Below are 18,031 nucleotides of genomic sequence, written 5' to 3' on the forward strand. Positions count from 1 at the left end.
TTTATGATATCATCTCGTTTTTGTATCTCCACAAGGGGGTTCGTATTCGACGGCAACAAGATTGTTGACCTGTTCGCGCTGCACACGTTCCGCCCGTACGGGTGCGTGCTTCTCCCGTACCGGGATGTTCGTACCATCCTACCGGTCCTTCATAGGCTTTCCCCCCAGGCCGCCGCCGGCTCTTGTCATGGAAGGCAAGGGATCCGGCCGGCATGGGACTACTCAGCGGAGAAACCCCGCACGAGATCGAATTCGGTGACCAGGCCAACGAGGCGTGAGTCCTCGATGACCGGGAGCGCCCCGATGTTCTTAGACAGCATCTCCCGCGCCGCCTCGTTGATAGGCGTCTCCGGGGTGGTGGTAAAGAGGCTGCCGGCCATGAGCGTGCGTACCGGGAGCGCCATCACCTCAGCGACATGTCCGGTCTCAAGCCGGGAGAAGACCTCGCGGCTCCCCAGATAGCGCATGATGTCGGTGGCGGTGATGATACCAAAGAGCACATCGTCGCTGATCACGGGAAGCCGGCGGAACCGGAACCGGGTCATGTCTTTTGTCACCTCGGAAAGCGGGCTGTCCGGCGCGGTCACCCGCAGGGAGGAACTCATCACATCCTCGATCGTGAGCGGGCTGTGCTCTGCGGCAAGCATCCGCAACACGTCCCGTTCTGTCAGGATGCCGGCAAGCGTCCCGTCATCATCCACAATCGGGAGCCCGCCGATCTTCTTTCCCACGATGATTTTGAGGGCATCCAGAAGCCGCGCATTCCGCGGCAGGGTTTCGGGCTTGGGTGTCATGAGCGTACGAACGCTCTCGTTTACCGCGGCACGCAGGTTACCGTTGTGCCGGACACTGACCAGACGGTACTTGTCACCCCCGCCCATGAAACTGATCACGTCGCCCGAGGTGACGATCCCGCGCAGTTTCCTTGTACCGGGATCGGTCACGGGAAGCCGGCGGAACCCGCAGTCTGTCATCGTTGCCACGGCGCTGATAATACTCTGTGTGGGCGGGACAGAGATAACATCCCGTGTCGCAATCGCCATCACTTCGCCTTCCTGCTGTACGATATGGGATTTGAACTCAACCGGGCCGCGATCAAGTTTTCCCCGCATTTTGAGGAGCCGGTCGCCCTGTTTTGCAACCTGCCCGTTCCGGTGCATGTATACTCTCCTCTGGTTCTGGCCCACTCTGCCCCGCCTGCCGCATTCCCGCGGAAACAACCGGGCAATTGTTGGCCGTTATGGTGGTGGTGTTCCTATTTCCTGCCCCGGGGATTCTTTTTGTAATTGTCCAAAGGGTTTCCGGTGCCCCAAACCCCTTATGGACGTTCCGTGGTATCTTTGAGGTACCTGCCAGACACTTTCTTTGTTATGCGAGCCCGGCAAGGACATCATGGCGGTCGATAATCCCCACCACGGACTCGTTATCCACGACCGGGAGCCGGCTTATGTCGTTATCCACCATGAGCCGGGCGGCTTCGGAGAGCAATGATCCTGACGGAACCGTAATCACATCCGGGATCATCACATCTCCAACCGTACGGGTGCTGTTCTGGGCGATGGCCGATCGCACTCCTCCCGACCGGATCAGGTCCCTCCGGGAAATCAACCCCACCAGCCGACGCTTCTTAACCACCGGGAATGCGGTAAACCCGCACTCGGTGATCTTCGCATATACCTGCTGGAGAGTGTCGGCCGGGTCCACAGTCTGGATCTTCTTTGACATGCGCGAACTTACCCTGCCGGAGAGTTCGTTTCTCGATATGATGACCGGGAAGAGATCGGAGAGGAGCACCCCGCCCAGGATATGGCGGCTGGCATCCACGATCGCCGCGCTGTCGGTGGCATGGGCCCGCATGGCTTTGGCAGCACTCTCGACAGAGGCATCGGGGGCAGCGCTTGCCGCCTCCTTGACAAATCCCTCGACGGTCACGTTCGATTTGGTTGCGGTGACCCGCAGGGCATCGGTGATATCGATGTACCCGAGCAGGTCTTTCTTCTGGCCGGTCACGTAGACCTCCCGGAACCGGTCGTCTCTCAAGATCTGCCGTGCCTTGGTAATCCCGTCACAAAAAGCAAGCACCGGAATCTCAAGCATGAAATCCCGTGCTGTTTTCATGTAAGGGAATCCTCCTCCCGGCAGCGGGGGCAGAGAAGGACGGAATCCACTCGCTTGAGATCATCAGACATCTGGCTGCAACGGTTACACATGCCCACCTCGATGTTGTCATCGCGGTTGATCTCGATGAGATCGGTGAGGAGCTCGTTCTGCTCGTTGAAGGTGGTCAGGAGGTCCCGTACGGTCACAATACCGATAACCTTGCCGGCTTTATCGACCACGGGAAGTCTCCTGACCCGGTGCTTGACCATCATCTGGGCCGCGTCGACTACCGTCTTGTCCGCACTCACCGTAATGAGTGGCGTACTCATGATTGTATTTACCTGGACTGAGCTTGGCTTGAGATCCTTAGCCACCACCTTGCAGTTGATGTCCTCTTCTGTGACAATGCCAATGGGTTCGTTCCTTTCAAGGATAATGACGCTTCCGACCTCTTCACGGCACATGGCTTTTGCAGCTTTTGCCACATTGGCCTCGATGCTGATCATGATCGGGTTGCGTTTCATCACATCGCTTAACGGGACACGGGTCTCAAACCGGATCGTGTTGGTTGTCTTTTTCATGAGTCACCTCCTTTTAAAAGTGCTAGGCTGATGATTACAATTAGCATCCTTTCCGCCCCATGTATAAATAGCATGTGGCAGTGGCATTTTTCCCATGCAGCGGGGTAATATCCGGGCAGCGGGACAGGGAACAACACAAACTTGCAGACGGGAGTTACAAGAAACATAATAAAGAATCCTTGCCAAACACTAGTAACTGCTGGCGGCAGACCGGGCAAGACCGGCCCGCCGCTTAGAAAAAATGAGGGCCCTATGACGACATTTTCCAGGACATTGGGGAACGCAAAGAAGAGATTTTCCGTATTTCTCAAGCGGTTTTTCAAGAAGAAGCGGACCCGGATCGGGATCTACGGCCCGCCGAATGCCGGGAAGACTACGCTCGCAAACCGGATTGCCCGGGACTGGACGGGTGACGCAGTCGGACCGGTGAGCGAGATTCCACACGAAACCCGGCGGGCACGCAGGCGTGAGGATATTGTGATCTCAGGGGCAAACGGTCACACCGTGACGATTGATATTGTCGACACCCCCGGGGTCACAACCAAGATCGATTACCACGAGTTCCTCGAGTTTGGAATGGAAAAGGATGAGGCGATCATCCGCGCCCGTGAGGCCACCGAAGGTGTCGCCGAGGCCATGCACTGGCTGCGCGAGGATATCGATGGCGTGATCTACATGCTGGATTCAACCCTTGATCCCTTCATGCAGGTCAATATCATGATGATCGGGATCATCGAGAGTCGTAAGCTGCCGGTAATAATCGTGGCAAACAAGATCGACCTGCCCGACGCGGCTCCGGCCCGGATCCGCAGCGCCTTCCCCCAGCACCCGGTGGTTGCCATCTCGGGGCTTGAGGGCAGGAACACCGAAGAGCTGTACGAGAAGATGATCCAGAACTTCGCTTAAACGCCCGGAGGAATCATGCCACACAAGTGCACCAAATGCGGCAGGGAATATAAGGACGGGTCTACCGAGATCCTCAAGGGATGCGCAAGCTGCGGCGGCAAGAAATTCCTCTACGTTAAGGAAGCCGATATCCATAAGGATGTCTTCGAGGAGAAGACAATTGAGGAGATCAAGGACGAATCCAAGGAGGAAATCCTTGAAGTAGTTGAGCCTGAGATCAAGGGCAAGGCCAAAAAAGAGGTCGAGATGTTCGACCGGGTCGAGACTATCCGGATTGTAGGCCCGGGCTCCTATGAGCTCAACATAGAGAAGATGGCAAAGAGCGACGAGCGGATCGTGGGCGTCGGCGGAGAAGAGGGCAGTTATATTATCGATCTCATGTCCATGGCAAAAGACGCCGCACCCAAGAAAAAGAAGGCAAAAAAGAAATAAACGGCCCGGACGAAAAACCGGGATTTCCCCTTTTTATTATTGTTTTATGCTCGTGCCGGTACCTATGCCCGCACACGCATGTTTGCTGCCCGGTCACCTCGTCACAAGCTCATCCCTTATCCCTTCATAGGAGGCCGGCAAGGACAGCTCCCGGAAAAACCGGTCCGTAAATGAGAGGCTTGTCGTTACCGCCCATTCAGCGCATCCGTGACCGAGGCACCGGTCCGGGAAGAAGGGAAGGTTTTTTGCCGCAAGCGGATTCTCGGCAAACCGGTGTTTTAAGAGCTGTTCGAACTTTTCCGCGTGAGTCTCCGCAGGGACACCGGCCTGCCGTCCTGAATGGATGATCACCCACTCGCGCCGGTAGTGCATCAGGTAGTTGCGGATCATAATCAGGTCCTTTATCCCGGAAAAGTCCGGATCGTCGTCAGGAAAGAGATGCATATTCCCGATCTCAAGAACCTTCTGGTACTTGGCCGGCAGGGGAGTGCGATCGAAATAATTCTCGTTACTCCATTTCTCTCCCACGGCACGCAGCAGCGCCTCGCCTTTTTTGTCCGCAAAGAAGAACGCATCGTCAGCGGCGTCCGACCAGAGCTCGTTGATACTGGATTCCAGGAAGGCAACCGTGGAGAAGAGTGCGTTGAGGACAAATGCCTCGTGCCGGAGCCGCTCTTCCGCGGAGAGCGTGCCGGTGGACGCATAGCCGGATTCAATTGCCCACCCAAACCGGCAGAAGAGGGCAGCGGACTGGATGTATTTGACCGAGAAACAGTCCCGGATACGGATATCGCACTCGTCGCCCGGCAGTTCGGGATGCAGCCCATCCATAGTACTTCTTCCGTTGGTCGCGACCCTGTAAAAAGGGTACGTGCGATGGAGGAAATGCCCGCTGATCTCTTACAAAAGCGGCACCGGGACACAGATACCATTAATATTTGCAGCCGTCAATAGTAGGGTAGCACTTTCTTATAAGGTGCTGACAGATGTAAGTCCGACGTGCCTTTCTTGGCACGGCCTCAAAACTTAGGCTTTGGGATTACAGAGAGTCAGTAAGCATATACTGCACTTTTCTGGACTTACACTATAGTTCGTTACCGGAGGTATAAGCATGGCACGAATGCACGCCAGAAGAAGAGGAAAGTCAAGCTCGGTGCGGCCGGCGCGTAATGAAGCGCCCGCGTGGTCCAACACGGACAAGGCAGCAATCGAGAAGCTCATCGTCGATCTCCGCAAGGAAGGCACATCGGCCAGCATGATTGGCCTTGTCCTGCGGGACCGCTACGGTGTCCCCGATGTCAAGATGGTCACCGGAAAAAGTATCGGTGACATCTTAACGGAGAACAAGGTCAGTTCCGAGATCCCCGAGGATCTCCGCGACCTGATGGTCAAGGCACTGGGCCTGCGCAAGCACCTGGGCGAGAACCCCAAGGACCTGCACAACAAGAGGCAGCTCCACCTTGTCGAGGCAAAGATCCGCCGCCTCGTGAAGTACTACATCGGCACCAGGAAACTGCCCGCAGGCTTCACCTACAAGCCGGAGAACGCCGAGATCCTGCTGTCCAGGTAAGAAGGTAACAATCGTCCCGGTATTCCCATGTCGCTTGAAGAATCCGCTAAAGTCGTCGCAGAGCAGATCCGGCGCCAGCAGTTCGTAGAGGTATACGCCCACCACGACGCTGATGGCATTGCAGCAGGGGCTATCCTCTGCCACGCGATGCTCCGGGCCGGGATCCGGTTCAGGCTCCGGATCTGTGCGGATATCTCAGCGGCGGAGCTCTCGCACGATGCGGTCTCGCTCCTGTGCGACCTGGGATCCGGTAAAGAAGACCTGCCCCCGGAGACGATCGTGGTTGATCACCACATCCCGCTCTTTGGCGGGCAGTTCCACGCAAACCCGCGCCTGGAAAAGATCGATGGCGACCGGGAGCTCTCTGCGGCCGGCATGGCCTACATCGTTGCTCAGGAAATGGGGGACAACCGGGACCTTGCCGGTCTCGTAATCCCCGGCATCATCGGCGATGGCCAGGCATTTGCCGGCAGGAACCTCGCGATCTTCAACGAAGGTGTGGCAAACGGGATTATTGTCCCGGACAAGGGGATAACCCTTGCCGGCCGTGACATGGCGGAACGGTGGCTGCTTGCCACCCGTCCTTATCTCCCCGGGATCAGCGGCAGCGATTCAGCCGTTGCTGACCTGCTCGCTTCCACTCAGGAAGACAACGGGTTGAAACCGGATGTTCTGATCAGCCTTGCGGTGCTCACTTCTGTCCCGGAGGCGTCGGCAGAGGGTCTTATGCTGCTCTACGGCGACACCATGCACCTCCAGCGCGAGGTTATCGAGGACGCCCACGCGCTTACCGCTGTCATCGATGCCTGCGGCAAATCCGGCTGCGGCGACCTTGCGGTGGCGCTCTGCCTGCGTTCATCTGTGGAGATCACAGAGGCTTGGGAGGTGACCCGTAAGCACCACCTCGCGGTGATTGCAGCGCTTGGCGAGGTCCGTCCGGTACAGGAGGGTTGTGCAGTCTACGAATGCGGCAATGCCACCCTTTCAAGCGACGTTGCCGATGTGCTTGCCCGGGACCGGGTGCAGCAGGCACCGGTGCTCGTGTACGCACGAACAGGGGAGGAGTGCCGGATATCGACCCGCCTACCCCATGGCACCACTGCCAATCTCGGGCTGCTTGTCCGGGAACTCGCCGCGGCTTGCGGTGGGAACGGCGGGGGCCACCACAGCCGGGCAGGGGCCACGATCCCCTGCAAGCGACTCGATGCCTTCGTGAAGGGATGGCAGGAGGGGCTTGCTGCATGAAGCAGGTACGGGGCCTTATTGCCACCACCCACGTGGATGCACCCGGCGTAGCAGCATCCCTTGCGCCCGACAACCTCACAGGCATGACCACCACCGCAGACGGGAACCTGGTCACAACCGTGATAGAAAGCACACAGCTGCGATCGGTTATCGCATCCGTGGACGATTACCTTATGAATCTGGCAATTGCGGATGAGGCAATAACACTCCCGCATGAGAACCAAGGAAAATCCCAACCAAAGGGAATAAAAAAAGTACAGAGTTGATACCATGGCAAAGAAAAAACAGGCTGGAAGAAGAGTTGAAGGCTGGAAAGCCAAGAGCTGGTTCAAGGTGTACACCCCCGACAACCTCGGCAAGGCGTACATCGGCGACACCATCGCAAGCGAAGTTGAGACCGTCAAGGGCCGTATCATGCAGGCCACGCTTGGCGAGATCACCAACGACTACGCAAAGCAGCATATCAAGATGAGCTTCAAGATCGCAGAGGTCACCGGTGATGCGGCCTACACCGAGTTCGTCGGCCACGAAGTGACCAGGGACTACCTCAGGTCGCTTGTCAAGCGCCGCAGCTCCCGTATTGACTGCCACGTGCAGGTCGTTACCAAGGACAACAAGAAGGTCAGGCTCACGATCAGCTGTTATACCTTCGCACGGGCAAACATTGCCCAGGAGCACGCACTCCGGAACGCGATCACGGCCGGCCTTGTTGCACAGGCACAGGCATGGGACCTTAATACCCTCGTCAACGGCGTTGTCTCGGGCGAGATCTCCAAGGATCTCTTCAAGCTCGTAAAGACCCTCTACCCCACCCGACGGGTCGAGATCATCAAATCCAAGGTCGAGCAGGTCGCAGCACCGGTCTCCACCGCATAAATTTCTTTTTTTTTCGTTCCCACAGTTCATTTCTCCCGTTGTGGCATTCCAGAGGGCTATTTTCCATGCGCGATAAAACCGGGAAACATAATTAATCCGCGCGTCCAACCATTCCGTACGAATGACCGCCCACAGGATCCTTTTCATCGTGATTGACGGGCCATCCGGGGGGACAAAGTGACAGAATTCGGGGAATACGCCTGTACACGGGGCGGACTCTGCCGGATCACAGGGGCAGGGCTGCTGCCGATCGCGCTTGACCTGACATACCGGGCGCACAAGTACGGGGCATGATACGGTGACACGGAACATTTCGGGGGATCGATGAGAGGGGATTCGGTAAAGAACTGGCACAGGCACTGCCTCCTGCCGGACGGGACGGAACTCCAGGAGCACAGCATCAAAACCGACAGGGATATCGTGGTCGGCGAGTTCTGCCAGATCGATTACGGGCTGCGGGGCGCTGACGTGTACGTGGGAGAGTCCACGAAGATCCGGGAGTACGTCTGGGCAAACGGAGATGCAAGGATCGGCAACCTCTGCGAGATCGGAAGCGATGTTATCGCAAAGCAGGACGCGTACATTGGCGAAGGGGTAAAGATCGCCGGCAAACTCGTAGTGAGCGGGGCGCTCGACATCGGTGAGAAGGTGGAGATCGCCCAGGGCTTTGAGGCCACCGGCGAGATTGCAGTGAGAAACCCGATGCCGGTTCTTGTCTTTATCCTCATCTACCTCATGACGATGCTGAAAATAGAGAACGAGCGGGAGCTTGACCGGATCCTTGACAACCTCTTCACTGATGATGATGCGAAGGTGGAAGTGCCGCTCATGATCCCAGCCCGGTCCCGGCTCAACATGAAGGTCTTCTCCGTCCCCTCATCAATGAAGATTGGGCGGAAATGCAGGCTGCACGGCAACATCCGGGCCGGCTCAATCGAAGTACTCGAAGACACGGTCATTTTTGGCAGCCTGCGATCACGAGGCACGGTCAGCGTAGCAGGCGGCGTTACGGTCCATGGAAACGTGGAGAGCAACGGGAAGGTGTTCGTGAAGAAGGGCGCCCATATCCTTGGCGACGTTATTGCAAAAGAGATCTTCCTCTCCGAGGACGCAAAGATTGACGGGATCATCGAGGCCCCGCACGGGATGCACATCGGAGGGGAATAAGCTGAAGGCAGCAACGATCCTCGAACTTGACGAGGTCACGTTCATCGAGCCGTCATTTGCCGCGCTCACCGATCCGCTGTACACAGACCTGCTGGCCCGCGACAACGCGGACGAAGGAAGGATGCTCGTGGACGAGAACAGCGACCCGATCGCAGTTGCCTTCCACGAGCCCGGCGGCTGGATCGCGGGATCATTTGCCTGCCGGCGTCCCAGTTTAGCCCTGATCGATGCCTTCGAGCAGGTGAATGGCGAAATTTACCAAGAGGACCGGGCTGTCTGGGATACCGCGGTCCGGGAATACTTTTCCCTTCGGCTCGCCACAGAAGTCCCGGCGGCCATGGAGGATCTCAACCCGGCCCGGAAAGGTATCCTTGCGGACGTGATTACCGGAGTCTGGGGGAGAGGATCCGGGGGCACCTGTATTGACTGCGGTTGCGGATCCGGAGTGGGATCGCTTGTTCTTCGCGAGCTCGGCTACACCCCGCTCTCGTATGACAACGATGCATCACTTTTAACGCTCGGCATCGAGAAAGGCAGACTGCTTCCGGAAGAGTCCATGTGTATCGATGCCACGCAGGTGGCAGCCTACACCCGGCCGGTGCCACGGGGCATCGGGATCATGATGGGGGAGATAAATCCGTTCTCGCAGGAAATGTGGCAGCAGATTGTAAACGGGCTTTTTTCCGTGACCAAAGAAACACTCATCACGGTGGGCACGGAGCCGGAGGCGTCCCGGATCCAGCAATGGGGCAACAAAGCAGGTCGTTCGGTCGAGATCCGGGAGAACCCCGGGGATGCCTTCTACGACCACTGGGTCTGTATTGCACGGCCGGCACCGGCAAAATAACCCGTATCCTCCTTTTTTAAAGAACGCAGACTCTGCAGTCCTGGCTGCCGCAGGGAATGTTATCGATCTTCCACTTCAGCGCCCACTTCTTTATCCCCCGGATCACATCCATGAGCTCAAGGCCGCTCCCGGTCAGGGTATACTCGCTTTTCACCGGGAATGTGGTGGCATCGATCTTCTTTGTAAGGATTCCCTCCTCCTCGAGCTCCTTGAGCCGTTCCGAGAGTACTTTCTGGGTAATCCCGTCGAGCGCGTCCATGAGCTCCGAGAACCTTCGCGTGTGCTCCGGCCCCTTGTAAAGTTCAAGGATGATAAGGAGCGTCCATTTCTTTGTCAGGTATTTCACTGTCATGTTGACCGTGCAGGTTTCATCCATGGTATAGTTTCTGAAACTCTTTCCTATTTAACCACAGTATACAAAAGAAACCTTGTAGTAAAAACATACAACAGGAGCAAAAAATGTTCTGTTACCAGTGCGAAGAAACCGCAAGAGGAACCGGCTGCACCGTGAAAGGCGTGTGCGGCAAGGAAGACCACACGGCAGGCCGGATGGATGTTCTGATCTGGCTCTGCAAGGGAATTTCAGAGAGAAACATTGCTGCGGCAAAGAGCGGAAAGGAGAACAAAGATGTCGGGATGTTTATTACAAACGCCCTGTTTGCAACGCTGACCAATACAAACTTCGACGATGCCCGGCTCCGCGATCTCATTACCAGGGCCATCGCACTACGTGACGCCCTCCCGGCGAGCGGGGCAAACGAGCCCGATGCGTGCACGTGGACGCCAAAGAACGATGCCGAGATTGCAGCAAAAGCAGAGGAGATTGCCGCAGCCGCAAACGGCAACGATGATGTCCGTTCCTTGCGGGCCCTGCTCCTCTTCGGGCTCAAGGGTGTTGCAGCCTATTACCACCATGCGGCCGTGCTCGGATATACTGACGCAAAGATCACGGACTTCATGCAGAAGGGACTAGCCTCAACCCTTCACGATCTCCCGGCAGGTGAGATGACCGCGCTTGTTCTCGAATGCGGGGGAGTCGGCGTGACCACGCTTGCCCTGCTCGACACGGCAAACACAAAGACCTACGGGGACCCGGAGATCACATCTGTCAGGACCTCTGTCGGGAACCGCCCCGGCATCCTGATCACCGGCCATGACTTAAAAGATCTCCAGCAGCTCCTGGAACAGTCACAGGACAGCGGCGTGGATATCTACACGCACGGCGAGATGCTGCCGGCCAATGCCTATCCGGCGCTCAAGAAGTACCCGCATCTCTACGGCAACTACGGAGGTTCGTGGTGGCACCAGAAGGAAGAGTTTGAGCGGTTCAGCGGCCCGGTGCTCGTGACCACGAACTGCATTGTGCCACCCAACGATTCCTACAGGGATCGGATCTATACCACCGGCCCCGCAGGGTACCCTGGCGTAAAACATATTGTTGCAGGAAAGGACGGGAAAAAGGACTTTTCAGCAGTCATTGCCCACGCAAAGAGATGCCAGCCCCCGCAGGGCCCAAACGCGCCTGGGCGCGACCTTGTCACCGGTTGCGCTCACACCGCAGTTCTCTCCCTTGCCGGGACCGTTGTCGAAGCGGTCAAAAATGGCGATATCAAACGCTTCATCGTCATGGCCGGCTGTGACGGACGCCAGAGCGAGCGATCCTATTATACGGAGTTTGCAAAGGCACTCCCGAAAAACACGGTCATCCTGACCGCCGGCTGCGCCAAGTACCGGTACAACGGACTTGATCTTGGCTCCATTGGCGGTATCCCCCGGGTGATCGATGCCGGCCAGTGCAATGACTGTTACTCGCTCGTGGTGATCGCCCAGGCACTCGCAAAGGCGTTCGGTGTTGGGATCAACGAGCTGCCGATCTCCTACAACATTGCATGGTACGAGCAGAAGGCAGCCCTTGTCCTCCTCGCCCTGTTAAATCTCGGCGTAAAAGACATTACGCTCGGGCCAAAACTCCCGGCCTTTGTCTCCCCGGGTGTCTTGAAGGTGCTCGTGGATAACTTCGGGATTGCAAAGAACAGCACGGTCGAGGCGGACCTTGCCCGGCTTGTCCCGGGCGTCAGGATGTAAAAAAAGATCAGCGGGAACAGGTACTGTAACACGGATTGCAAAAAGGACAAACGGGAAATTCACCGTCTTCCATGGCCTTTTTTGTGCCCATGCGCTGCCTTCCCGCCCTTCTCTTCCTTCTCTTTTTTCCCGGGTTCGTCATCGATCCTTTCGCTTTCCAGCTCCGCGATGATATCGAGAGGATCATCAAGCTCTTTTGCCAGGTGCATGATCTCAAGCAGCCGTTCCAGGCCGATGAAATGTTCGGACATCACCCGGGCGAGCGGGGAGAGTACCAGTTTTGTCCCTTCTTTATGTACAAGTTTATGCGCAACAAGTTCCGGCAGCACCGGCTCCATGCTCCCTACCATGGTTGTGTTGATCCGGGCAAGATCCGCTTCCTCGCCACCGCATGCAACCGCGTTTGCAACAAACTCCTCCGAGCTCTGCTCGAGATCATGGACAGGAGCGACCTCCTCCATCTCCCCTTTGAGGAGTTTAAGCGCAATCTCCTCTTCTGTCCCCCGGCTCTCGCGGGAGTAGCTTCCCCCGGGTTCGGCAAGGAGCACGACTTTTCCAAGGTCATGGAAGTCCGGCCGTCCTGCCCGACCGGCCATCTGGTTAAACTCCTGCACGGAAAGCCACTCCCGACCCATGGCAAGGGCATCGAAGATTACCTGCGAGGCGGGGAAATCAACCCCGGCCCCGAGAGCGGCCGTGGTCACGACCGCCATCAGTTTGCCACCAAGGAATTTAGTCTCAACCTCCCGGCGCTCCTGACTGGTGAGCCCCGCGTGGTAGGCAGCCGCCCGCATCCCGAGTGCATCAGCGATCGTGTGGCATCGGGCCCGGGCATTGGTGAAGATGATTGTCTGGCCCCGGAAACCTTTCGTGGAGGTCTTTGCGTACTCCTCTGTGGTGAGCTTCTTTATCGTAGGGATTTTCTGCTTTCTCTCAGTAAAGAGGAGGTAGCGTTCGAGCGCCACCGGGCGGTCATCATAGCGGACAAGCTGGCAGTTGAGCTTCTTTGCAAGCAGCTTGGGTACCCCGATCGTGGCTGATAGATACAGGAACTGCGCCTGCGGCGCAAGGTACTTGAGCCTGGCGACGAGCCCGTCGAGCCGGTGGCCCCGGTCGGGATCTTCGAGCATCTGCACCTCGTCGATCACGACCGTTGCGATGTTGGACATCTTCTGGCCGCACCGGATCATGTTGTCCAGGCCCTCGTATGTGCCCACGAGGATCGGGGCCTGGGGGTTCCGGTCGCCCACTTTGCGGGTCTCGGGGAGATTGAGGCGCGACACACCGGTCAGGATGCCGGTCTTTGCAAGAGCACCATATCGCTCGGAAAAACGCTCGTACTTCTGGTTTGCAAGGGCAACAAGCGGTACCAGGAAAAGCATCCGGCCCCGTCCGGAAAGATAGTTCTTCATCCCGGCCATTTCCCCGATGAAGGTTTTACCACTCGCTGTAGCTGCGACGACGAGAAGATCCTTGCCGTACAACAGGCCTGCCTCCACCGCAAGCTGCTGGGCCGGCATAAGTGACTCGACCTGGCATGCGGCAACAAAGGCAGGGGGAAGCGGCAGCTCGTTAAGCTTCGCAGTGGCAAGCACCGGGTGGGCCTCGATCCGGTCAAAGAGCGCCGCCTTCATCGAGACCTTGTCCGGCTGGACAAGCGCTAGCACCCGGTCCAGGTTCCGGGTTGCCACGAGCAGCTCCTCGAAGTGCCGGAGCGTGTCGCGGCCCATATGCCCGATCGGGGCGATCTCGCGCCGGAGTTCGCGGCGGGCACAGTCAAGGCAGATCTTCTCGTTTTTACCGAAGATTACGAAATTGTCATCGTTGATCGATGTGTACCGGTCATCCAGCAGGCACATCCGGCAGGCATTGACCGTGCCGGCCCGGATCTGGAACGAATGCAGGAACTCTTCGAAGTCCTTATCGGGCCGGACCATCCGTACATCTGATTCACGGAGCTGGGCGACGAGGTCCTTGGTGGGCGTTGCGCGGTATTCCTTGTGCGACCCCCAGCGGAGGCGGTAACGGACCGGCCGGGGCCCCTTGGGGGTCCCGGTCATATCGCAGATCCCAACACCCACCACGTGCTTGTCATCGTAAAAGAGGAGTTTGTAACTGCCTTTTGTCGGCTGAACGAGGATCTTCATGGGGAGATCAGGTCCACGATGGCGTACGAGAGCCCGACACTCTCCAGCCGTTTTAAGAAATCCGTGAACTCCTCGTCAACGATCACGATCACGCAGTCGATCCCGTGGAAGGCCGCCTCGATGACTCCCTCCCGTGCCCCAAAGAAGAGGTCGGGCTTGTGGCCGGCGGCCTTGAGTGCAATGGAAGCCTCAAGCCCAACAGCCGCAACAAGGCCGGCCGGTTTAACAAGATCCCTGAGCCGGTCCAGCTGCACCCGGCGCGAACCCCCGTGCTGGACCCGGGGTACCTTGCAGATGGTGATCGAGCCTTCGTGGTGCTCGATGATCCCGTTAAGCCGGGCCACCCCTACATCCTCGTCCTTTTTTGCATCGGCCACAACAGAGCCCATAGCGGGCTGCGGCTTTTTTGCCGCGTATAAAAATCCGCCCTTCATGAAGACCCCGACTTCATCCCCGGCCTTAAGGTTATCAGCCGCGATCGCCGTCCATATCGAGACCTGCTGGATGATGTCACGCCGGATATGCCGGGCATAGGCCTCCAGCGACTCAGCGTTTGCAAGCACCCACTCGATGCCTGCCTTCGTGACCTCATAGTTCCCGCGCCCGCTCGCCGAGACCATCCCTTCATCAGTCAGTTCGCGGATGTATTCGGAGATCGCCTGCGGTGTCACGCCAAGCTTGGCCGCGATCTCCTGCTGGCGAACCGCCGGCTGGTGTTCGGCGATCTCGACCAGAATCTGTAACCGTGAGACTTCACGCTTGCTGCGCAGGATAGAATAGAGAGGATCCTTAGCGTCCGGTGTCAAGGAGCACCAGCCCTTGTCCCTTCACATCAAGGTGAGGTATCCGTTTGGCGAGGCCGCGGATGAAGACCGGGCTCACACCGAACTTGCGCGAGAGGTCAGAAATAGAGGTGTTACCGTTCCCCAGTTCGGCCTCGATCCGGCTGACCACATCGCGGAGGTTCTCATCGTTGGAGAGCGAGATGTAGAGGATATCGGAGAGATCCTGCAGGTTGCACTGGAAGTTTGCCCGGAACTTATTGTACGTGCCGCGGAACTCTCTCTGCGGCTTCTCGCCGGGCTTTGGCATCCGCCATTGCTCCTCGACAAGGTTTCCCTTCTTTAAGATCTGGAGGCAGACCGGGACCGAATCGTCCTTCACTTGTGCCTGGATCTCGTCCTCGGTCATCCACGATTTGCTCAAAAGTTCGTACACCTTCTTGAACGCAGGACTGTTGAACGTCATAAGAAGGGGGACCAGTTCGACAGGATCGTTGACAATTCGGATGTGACCCGGCACAGTGAAAACCCTATACATATATTGTGGTATAATTCAATAAATTTTTGCGGCTTTCCCATGCAGACAAAGGGCAAAATTCTGGTTCGCGGCATCGTCCAGGGTGTCGGATTCCGCCCTTTTGTATATGCCCGGGCATCTGAGTTCGGGATCGCAGGCTCGGTCAAGAACCTCGGGAGCGAGGTGGAGATCTATGCCCGGGGCGAACGGTTTTTAGAGTTTCTTGCAGCAGTCTCCCGTGGCCCGCCGATGTCCCGGATCGATTCGGTTGACGTGACCGATACCGATGCCAGGATCCCGGACGGGTTTGTCATCAGAAGCAGCGGGACCGGCACTTTTTCCGGGATGATTCCTCCGGACATCGCGATCTGCAGCGACTGTATCGCGGATATTTTTACACCCGGTGGAAGGTACGAGGGATACTGGGCCACCTCTTGTGTAAACTGTGGACCACGGTACAGCATCATCCGGGCGATTCCCTATGACCGGGAGAGGACAAGCATGGACGATTTCCCGAAGTGCCCGGCCTGTGCAGGAGAGTACGGTGACCCGCACTCCCGGCGTCACCATGCCCAGACGATCGCCTGCCATAGGTGCGGCCCCTCGCTCCGGCTCATGGACGGGGCTGGCGCCGATCTTCCCTGCACCGATCCGGTCCGGGAGGCGGCCGCGCTGCTCGATGCCGGGAAGATCCTCGCGATCCGGGGCGTTGGGGGCTTCCACCTTGCCTGTATAGGGGAATCCTCAGGAGAACTCAAGGCCCGCCTCGGCCGGCTCGAACAGCCGTTTGCGGTGATGGTCCGGCCGGGCTATGCCGAAACAATAGCCTGCGTCTCCCCGGCCGAGCGCGAACTGCTCGAGAGCCCCGTCCACCCGATCGTGGTGCTTGAAAAATGCGTTCATTCCTCTCACGCAGGCATCAGTAACCTGCACACCATCGGCTGCATGCTCCCCTACACCGGGCTCCACCACCTCCTCTTCTCCCACCTGCAGCACCCGCTCCTAATCATGACAAGCGCCAATATGCCCGGCTACCCGATGATCACGGACACGGATGTCGCGCTTGCAAAACTCGCAAAGGACGCCGATTATTTCCTTGTCCACAACCGCACCATCGAAAACCGGGTTGACGACTCGGTGATGCGTGACGGTCTGATCCTCCGCCTCTCCCGGGGGATCGCCCCGAAACGGACGGCCATCAGTCTCGGTTCCCGCTGCATTCTCGGCGTTGGGCCCGAGCTGAACGCGAACGCCACGATCTACAAGGGGGGGTTTGCCGTTACCTCCCCCCACGTGGGCAATGTCCGGAACCCGGCAACGCTCGCGTACCTGCAGGAGACTGTGGCAAAACTCGAGCGGTTACTGGGAGCAGAGTACGATGTAGTAGCCCACGATCTCCACCCGCAGTTCCTCTCTACCCGGTTTGCAAAGGAGATCGCCGAAGAGCGGGGGATTGGGCTTGTTCCAGTCCAGCACCACCGGGCCCATATCGCCGCGACAACAACGGAGCCCTGTATCGGGATCGCGATTGACGGCGTTGGCTATGGGGACGATGGCACGATCTGGGGTGGCGAGGTCTTTGCCGGACAGGTGCCGGATCTCGCCCGGGTCGCCCACCTCGAACCGGTGGCGATGCCGGGTGGCGATCTTGCCACCCGGTTCCCGGAGCGGATGCTGTACGGCATCCTGCCCGAAGAGGCCTGCCTCGATCTTCTCCGCAGCCGGGGCTGGACAGATGTAGAGATAGGAGTGATGCGAAAGCAGGTGGCAGGCGGCTTCAATGTCACAATGACCAGCAGCACCGGCCGGGTCCTCGATGCGGCGGCGGCTTTGCTTGGGATCTGCCGGGAGCGTACGTATGACGGGGAACCGGCCATGAAACTCGAATCGGCGGCAGCTGGCGGGAAGGCAGAAACATGGGAGCCGGTATTTTCCCGGATCGGCGGGTGTGAGTGCCTCTCTACCCGTGCGATTCTCAAAGAGGCCCTTACCCGGATCTCCTGCGCACACAACCTTGACCAGGGAGTGATCCGGGACATTGCGGCATCCCTCCAGTACAACCTTGCCCGGGGGATCGCAGCGCTCGCCATCCACGCCGCAGAAAGAGAGGGCATTTCCCGGGTTGCCCTGAGCGGGGGCGTGGTTGCCAACAGGGCCATTCGGGAGACCATCCGTGCGGAGATCGAAAGCAACGGTCTTGCGCTTCTTATTAACTATGCCTACCCGCCCGGTGACGGATGTGTCTCTTTTGGCCAGTGCGTCTGGGCAGGGAAACTCTCATAGCAGCAGGGATGGACCGGCAGAACCAGATCGCCTAAACAAGCATTTTATCTTGGCGGAAGTACAAAGATGAGATTATCTGCGATGTACCCGCTGGACATCATTCAGGAACAGGAAAAACGGATCCAGAGCCTGGAAAAAGAGCTCACCGAGCTCCGGCAGGGGCTTGCGGCCGTGCATGACTATTTTCTCCAGATAAGAGCGCAGGCTGACGAGCAGAGTATTTCTGCGGAGATCAACCTCGGGATTGTCCGGCCCTTAAAAGAAGACGACGCCGAGTTCGAGGGGATCTGGGACTTCCACGAGAAGATGCTGGTGAGCGATCCCAAGGGCACCGTCCCTCTTGATATCATGTACGACACCTATGCCCAGTTCTGCCGGAAGAGCAACAAGAAGCCGGTGGACAAGGACGCATTCGAGTACCTCCTCCCCCAGATGGAGAATCCCCGACCGGTGGTCTTCCGGGGAAAATGGCAGGGATGCCGGTTCCGCTGAC

At 57.9% G+C, this 18,031-nt stretch carries 19 protein-coding genes; 11 read left to right on the forward strand and 8 right to left on the reverse strand.

The annotated features are described in order from the left end of the window. Window positions 1-218 precede the first annotated feature (218 nt). The 3 genes from MBOO_RS11645 to MBOO_RS11655 form a co-directional block, all read right to left on the reverse strand. A complete protein-coding gene (locus MBOO_RS11645) occupies window positions 219-1,160 on the reverse strand; it encodes a CBS domain-containing protein (protein ID WP_012107803.1) in 942 nt (313 codons plus the stop codon). Window positions 1,161-1,368: 208 nt separating this feature from the next. Further along, window positions 1,369-2,118 carry a CBS domain-containing protein gene (locus MBOO_RS11650; protein WP_012107804.1) on the reverse strand — a complete coding sequence of 250 codons (750 nt, stop codon included), beginning with the start codon at window positions 2,116-2,118 and terminating at the stop codon, window positions 1,369-1,371. Beyond that, the gene (locus MBOO_RS11655; protein WP_012107805.1) at window positions 2,115-2,681 is read right to left on the reverse strand and encodes a CBS domain-containing protein; all 567 of its coding nucleotides are present in this window, start codon (window positions 2,679-2,681) and stop codon (window positions 2,115-2,117) included. Before MBOO_RS11655 ends, MBOO_RS11650 begins: the two co-directional genes overlap by 4 nt. 252 nt (window positions 2,682-2,933) lie before the next feature. On the opposite strand from MBOO_RS11655, the gene MBOO_RS11660 reads away from it, so the two are divergent. Next, window positions 2,934-3,587: an Era-like GTP-binding protein gene (locus MBOO_RS11660; RefSeq protein WP_012107806.1), complete on the forward strand. Its 654-nt coding sequence runs from the start codon at window positions 2,934-2,936 to the stop codon at window positions 3,585-3,587. A 15-nt stretch (window positions 3,588-3,602) separates the two neighbouring features. After that, a complete protein-coding gene (locus MBOO_RS11665) occupies window positions 3,603-4,019 on the forward strand; it encodes a Zn-ribbon domain-containing protein (protein WP_012107807.1) in 417 nt (138 codons plus the stop codon). A gap of 93 nt (window positions 4,020-4,112) precedes the next feature. On the opposite strand, the gene MBOO_RS11670 is transcribed toward MBOO_RS11665, so the two are convergent. Further along, window positions 4,113-4,850: a hypothetical protein gene (locus MBOO_RS11670; RefSeq protein WP_012107808.1), complete on the reverse strand. Its 738-nt coding sequence runs from the start codon at window positions 4,848-4,850 to the stop codon at window positions 4,113-4,115. Window positions 4,851-5,130: 280 nt separating this feature from the next. On the opposite strand from MBOO_RS11670, the gene MBOO_RS11675 reads away from it, so the two are divergent. From MBOO_RS11675 to MBOO_RS11700, 6 genes are all read left to right on the forward strand, one after another. Further along, complete coding sequence (locus tag MBOO_RS11675) at window positions 5,131-5,589, forward strand: 30S ribosomal protein S15 (RefSeq protein ID WP_012107809.1); 459 nt, start codon at window positions 5,131-5,133, stop codon at window positions 5,587-5,589. 27 nt (window positions 5,590-5,616) lie between these two features. After that, entirely contained in the window at window positions 5,617-6,834 is a 1,218-nt protein-coding gene (locus MBOO_RS11680; RefSeq protein ID WP_012107810.1) for a DHHA1 domain-containing protein, read from the forward strand. Then, window positions 6,831-7,100 carry a KEOPS complex subunit Pcc1 gene (locus MBOO_RS11685; RefSeq protein ID WP_012107811.1) on the forward strand — a complete coding sequence of 90 codons (270 nt, stop codon included), beginning with the start codon at window positions 6,831-6,833 and terminating at the stop codon, window positions 7,098-7,100. Before MBOO_RS11680 ends, MBOO_RS11685 begins: the two co-directional genes overlap by 4 nt. Window positions 7,101-7,104: 4 nt before the next feature. Further along, window positions 7,105-7,710 (forward strand): 30S ribosomal protein S3ae, encoded by a 606-nt coding sequence (locus tag MBOO_RS11690; protein WP_012107812.1) that lies wholly within the window; start codon window positions 7,105-7,107, stop codon window positions 7,708-7,710. Between the two features lie 324 nt (window positions 7,711-8,034). Next, window positions 8,035-8,877 carry a polymer-forming cytoskeletal protein gene (locus MBOO_RS11695; protein WP_012107813.1) on the forward strand — a complete coding sequence of 281 codons (843 nt, stop codon included), beginning with the start codon at window positions 8,035-8,037 and terminating at the stop codon, window positions 8,875-8,877. Then, window positions 8,828-9,724 carry a hypothetical protein gene (locus tag MBOO_RS11700; RefSeq protein ID WP_012107814.1) on the forward strand — a complete coding sequence of 299 codons (897 nt, stop codon included), beginning with the start codon at window positions 8,828-8,830 and terminating at the stop codon, window positions 9,722-9,724. Before MBOO_RS11695 ends, MBOO_RS11700 begins: the two co-directional genes overlap by 50 nt. A gap of 16 nt (window positions 9,725-9,740) precedes the next feature. Here MBOO_RS11700 and MBOO_RS11705 read toward each other — a convergent pair whose 3' ends face one another. Beyond that, complete coding sequence (locus MBOO_RS11705) at window positions 9,741-10,100, reverse strand: winged helix-turn-helix transcriptional regulator (RefSeq protein ID WP_012107815.1); 360 nt, start codon at window positions 10,098-10,100, stop codon at window positions 9,741-9,743. Window positions 10,101-10,183: 83 nt separating this feature from the next. On the opposite strand from MBOO_RS11705, the gene hcp reads away from it, so the two are divergent. Next, a complete protein-coding gene (gene hcp / locus MBOO_RS11710) occupies window positions 10,184-11,809 on the forward strand; it encodes a hydroxylamine reductase (protein ID WP_012107816.1) in 1,626 nt (541 codons plus the stop codon). Window positions 11,810-11,868: 59 nt separating this feature from the next. On the opposite strand, the gene MBOO_RS11715 is transcribed toward hcp, so the two are convergent. The 3 genes from MBOO_RS11715 to MBOO_RS11725 are packed head-to-tail and all read right to left on the reverse strand — an operon-like array spanning window position 11,869 to window position 15,276. Then, window positions 11,869-13,956: a DEAD/DEAH box helicase gene (locus MBOO_RS11715; protein ID WP_012107817.1), complete on the reverse strand. Its 2,088-nt coding sequence runs from the start codon at window positions 13,954-13,956 to the stop codon at window positions 11,869-11,871. After that, window positions 13,953-14,762 (reverse strand): DUF7839 domain-containing protein, encoded by an 810-nt coding sequence (locus MBOO_RS11720; protein ID WP_012107818.1) that lies wholly within the window; start codon window positions 14,760-14,762, stop codon window positions 13,953-13,955. Before MBOO_RS11720 ends, MBOO_RS11715 begins: the two co-directional genes overlap by 4 nt. Beyond that, on the reverse strand, window positions 14,746-15,276 hold the full coding sequence (locus tag MBOO_RS11725; protein ID WP_012107819.1) for an ArsR family transcriptional regulator: 531 nt from the start codon (window positions 15,274-15,276) through the stop codon (window positions 14,746-14,748). Before MBOO_RS11725 ends, MBOO_RS11720 begins: the two co-directional genes overlap by 17 nt. Before the next feature lie 39 nt (window positions 15,277-15,315). Here MBOO_RS11725 and hypF point away from each other — a divergent pair, with 39 nt between their 5' ends. Continuing rightward, window positions 15,316-17,538 carry a carbamoyltransferase HypF gene (hypF, locus tag MBOO_RS11730; RefSeq protein WP_012107820.1) on the forward strand — a complete coding sequence of 741 codons (2,223 nt, stop codon included), beginning with the start codon at window positions 15,316-15,318 and terminating at the stop codon, window positions 17,536-17,538. Window positions 17,539-17,604: 66 nt separating this feature from the next. Continuing rightward, window positions 17,605-18,030, forward strand: a complete 426-nt coding sequence (locus MBOO_RS11735) for a primase-like DNA-binding domain-containing protein (protein WP_012107821.1) — start codon at window positions 17,605-17,607, stop codon at window positions 18,028-18,030. The last annotated feature ends 1 nt before the right edge of the window (window position 18,031 follow it).

Origin of the sequence: Methanoregula boonei 6A8 (assembly GCF_000017625.1) — an archaeon.
Classification (GTDB): domain Archaea; phylum Halobacteriota; class Methanomicrobia; order Methanomicrobiales; family Methanospirillaceae; genus Methanoregula; species Methanoregula boonei.